At 65.2% G+C, this 3,985-nt stretch carries 3 protein-coding genes; all 3 read left to right on the forward strand.

What is annotated here, in order from left to right; genetic code table 11:
• Window positions 1-1,894: acyl-CoA dehydrogenase (locus tag JWQ24_RS15480; protein WP_299809639.1), on the forward strand; the 1,894-nt coding region annotated here is incomplete at its 5' end.
• On the forward strand, window positions 1,894-3,177 hold the full coding sequence (locus JWQ24_RS15485) for an acetyl-CoA C-acetyltransferase (protein ID WP_299809641.1): 1,284 nt from the start codon (window positions 1,894-1,896) through the stop codon (window positions 3,175-3,177). The genes JWQ24_RS15480 and JWQ24_RS15485, both read left to right, overlap by 1 nt.
• 8 nt (window positions 3,178-3,185) lie before the next feature.
• The coding region (locus JWQ24_RS15490) for an enoyl-CoA hydratase-related protein (RefSeq protein ID WP_299809645.1) at window positions 3,186-3,985 on the forward strand (800 nt) is incomplete at its 3' end.

Here is a 3,985-nt window from a genome sequence, read left to right on the forward strand (position 1 = left end):
GATCGTGCGCAAGATCTCGTCGCGCTCGGTGGTCGCCGCCGTCACGGTGATGGTGCCGAATTCGCTCGGACCCGGCGAGTTGCTGATGAAATTCGGCACCGACGAACAGCGCCAGAAGTGGCTGCCGTCGCTGGCCGATGGTCGCGACATTCCCTGCTTCGGCCTGACCAGCCCGGAAGCCGGCTCCGACGCCGCGTCGATGGTCGATACCGGCATTATCTGCAAGGGCATGTTCGAGGGTCGCGAAGTGCTCGGCCTTCGCCTGAACTGGCACAAGCGCTACATAACGCTCGGTCCCGTCGCCACGCTGATCGGTCTCGCCTTCAAGGCGTACGATCCAGATCACCTCGTCGGCTCGCAGGAAGAACTCGGCATCACCGTCGCGCTGATCCCGTCGCATCTCGAAGGTGTCGAGATCGGCCGCCGCCATCTGCCGTCGATGCAGGTGTTCCAGAACGGCCCGAACTGGGGCCGCGATGTCTTTATCCCGATGGACTACATCATCGGCGGGCAGGAGCGATTGGGTCAGGGCTGGAAGATGCTGATGTCGGCGCTGGCGGCCGGCCGCGGCATCTCGCTGCCGTCGCTGTCCGCCGCGGGGGCTGCCTACGCCGCGCGCACCACCGGGGCATACGCCCGCATCCGCGAGCAGTTCAACATTCCGATCGGCAAGTTCGAGGGCATCGAGGAGCCGCTGGCGCGGATCGCCGGCACCGCCTATCTGCTCGACGCGGCCCGCCGCATGACCTGCACCGCGCTCAATCTCGGCCATCATCCCGCAGTCATTTCCGGCATCATGAAGCTGCACGCCACCGAGCGGATGCGGCTCGCCATCGACGACGCAATGGATATCCATGCCGGCAAGGCCGTCATTGATGGCCCGCAGAACTATCTGGGTAACCTGTATCGTTCGGTGCCGGTCGGCATCACGGTGGAGGGCGCCAACATCCTGACGCGCAACCTGATTGTGTTCGGGCAGGGCGCAATCCGCTCGCATCCTTTCCTGCTGCAGGAAATGAACGCGCTGTCCGATCCCGACAAGGACAAGGGTCTTGATGCCTTCGATACCGCGTTCTGGAAACATGTCGGCCACAGCGTCGCGACTCTGTTCCGCGCGTGGGGCCGCAGCTGGACCAAGGGCGTGATCGCGCCGGCGCCGCTCGCCGGCGACGCCACGATGTTCTACCGCCAGCTGTCGCGTTACTCCGCGGCGTTTGCACTGAGTGCCGACATGGCGCTGCTGACCATGGGTGGCGCGCTGAAGCGCAAGGAGATGCTGTCGGCGCGGTTCGGCGATATTCTCTCCGAACTGTATCTGCTGTCTGCCGCACTCAAACGCTGGCAGGACGAAGGCCGCCAGCAGATCGATTTCGCGGTGCTGGAATGGTGCATGCACACCGGCTTCCGGACGATCGAGAACCGCTTCGCCGAGATTTTCGCGAATTTCCCGAACCGTTTTGTCGCTGGAATGCTGAAGTTCATCGTGCAGCCCTTCGGTGCCCGCGGGCTCGGGCCGTCCGATCTGACGACACGTTTGTGCGCGCTGCTGATCCTCGAGCCGGGTGCGGCGCGCGAGCGCCTGACGCCTGACCTGTCGCATGTTGCGGACGACCGCGGCTTTGCGCGGCTGGAAAAGGCGTTTGCGCTGGTAACCGCGGCTGAAGATATCGCCAGGCGGTTGCGCACCGCGAAAATCCGCAGCTGGAAGGACGCCGTCGCCAGGGGCGTCATTACCCAGGCCGAAGGCGAGCAGCTCGCCGCGGCGCAGGCGGCGGCTTCTGCCGTCATCGAGGTCGACGACTTCGCGCCGGAAGATCTGTCGCCTTCCAGCAAGAAGCCGGCCGACGTTCGTGCGTTTTTCCAGGAACTCGGCGAACAGAGGGCAGCAAGCTGATGGCGCGTCCGGTCTATATCGTCGATGGCAGCCGCACACCGTTCCTGAAGGCACGCAGCGGTCCCGGCCCGTTCACCCCGGTAGATCTCGCCGTGCAATGCGGCCGCCCGCTTCTGGCGCGGCAACCTTTCGCGCCGGATGCGTTCGATCAGGTGATCCTCGGCTGCGTCAACGTGATCGCTGACGAGATGAACCCGGCTCGCGTCGCGGCTTTGCGGCTCGGCATGGGTGAGGCGATGGTCGCCTTCACCGTGCAGATCAACTGCGGCTCCGGCATGCAGTCGATCGACACCGCCTACCGCTACATCCGCGAAGGCAGTGCGAACATGATCCTGGCCGGTGGCGCGGAAGCGCTGAGCTACGCGCCGCTGGTCTGGCCGCAGAACGGCGTGCGCTGGTTCGCCGGCCTCGCGATGGCCAGGGGCGTGCTCGCCAAGGCTGCCGCGATCGCCAAGGCGCGGCCCGGTTACTTCAAGCCGATCATCGGGCTGGAGCGTGGCCTCACCGATCCGATCACCGAACTCAACATGGGCCAGACCGCCGAGAAGGTAGGCCACCTCTTCGGCATTACGCGCGCGCAGTCCGACGCCTATGCGGTGGAGAGCCACAAGCGCCTGGCGAATGCGCAGGCGCAGGGCTGGCTGAAGGGCGAAGTCGAAACCGTCTTCGCGCGCGATGGGAAATTCTACGACCACGACGACGGCGTCCGCGCGGATTCCTCGATCGACAAGTTGTCGTCGCTGAAGCCAGTGTTTGAACGCCCGTGGGGACAGGTCACCGCCGGCAATTCCAGCCAGATCACCGATGGCGCATCGTGGACCATCCTCGCCTCGGAAGAAGCGGTCGCCAAACACGGCCTGACGCCGAAGGCTGTCATCATCGACAGCCAGTGGTCGGCGCTCGATCCCAGCATCATGGGCCTCGGCCCAGTGCTGTCGTCCAACGAGCTTCTGAAGCGCAACAATCTCACGATCCATGACATCGAGACCTGGGAATTGAACGAGGCTTTCGCCACGCAAGTGCTCGGCTGCCTCGCCGCGTGGAAAGACGACAAATTCTGCCGCGAAGTGCTCGGCCTCGACGGCGCGGCCGGCGAAATCGACCGCGCCAGGCTCAACGTCGATGGCGGCGCCATCAGTCTCGGCCATCCCGTCGGCACCTCGGGCAACCGCATCGTGCTGCATCTGGTCAATGCGATGAAGCGGCTCGGCACCAAACGCGGCATCGCCACCGAATGTATCGGCGGCGGATTGGGCGGCGCGATGCTGATCGAAACGCGATGAGGAACGGCATGCACAGCAAGATCATGGACGTTCTCGGCGACCGCGTGCTCGAACTCGGGCCAGTACCCGAGGCGGGCACCTACCGAAACTTCAAGCTGACGCGCGACGCCGACGGCATCGCCTGGCTGTTGTTCGACCGCGAAAACGCCAGCGCCAACACGCTGTCGGCTGACGTGATCGAGGAACTCGACGCCGTGCTGTCCGCGCTGGAAGCACAACGTCCTGCCGGCATCGTCATCCGCTCGGCAAAAAGCTCCGGCTTTATCGCGGGCGCCGACGTCAACGAATTCCGCGGCGCAACCGATGCGCGGCTGGTCGAGACCGAGATCGGCCGCGCGCACGCGGTGATCGACCGGCTCGAGGCGCTGAAGATTCCGACGGTGGCGGTGATCCACGGCTTTTGTCTCGGCGGCGGTCTCGAAGTGGCGTTGGCCTGCCAGTCGCGGATCGCGATCGAGGATGCGCGGTTCGGCTTTCCCGAAGTCATGCTCGGCCTGCATCCCGGTCTCGGCGGCACCGCGCGCTTCACGCATCTTGTCAATCCGATGCAGGCGATGACCTTGATGCTGACGGGCAAAACCATCGACGCCCGCCGGGCAAAATCGCTCGGGCTGGTCGATGCCGTGGCGCAGGAGCGCCATGCCCGCAATGCCGTCAAGGACGCGGTGTTCGGCCGCCTGAAGCGCGCAACGCCCGGTCTGTTGAACACCATTCTGAATGCAGGTCCCGTCCGAGGCTTGCTGGCCTCACGGATGCGCGCCGAGGCGGAGAAGGCCGCGCCGCATGAGCACTATCCCGCGCCTTACGC

It is taken from the genome of Tardiphaga sp., assembly GCF_028290495.1.
Lineage (GTDB): Bacteria > Pseudomonadota > Alphaproteobacteria > Rhizobiales > Xanthobacteraceae > Tardiphaga.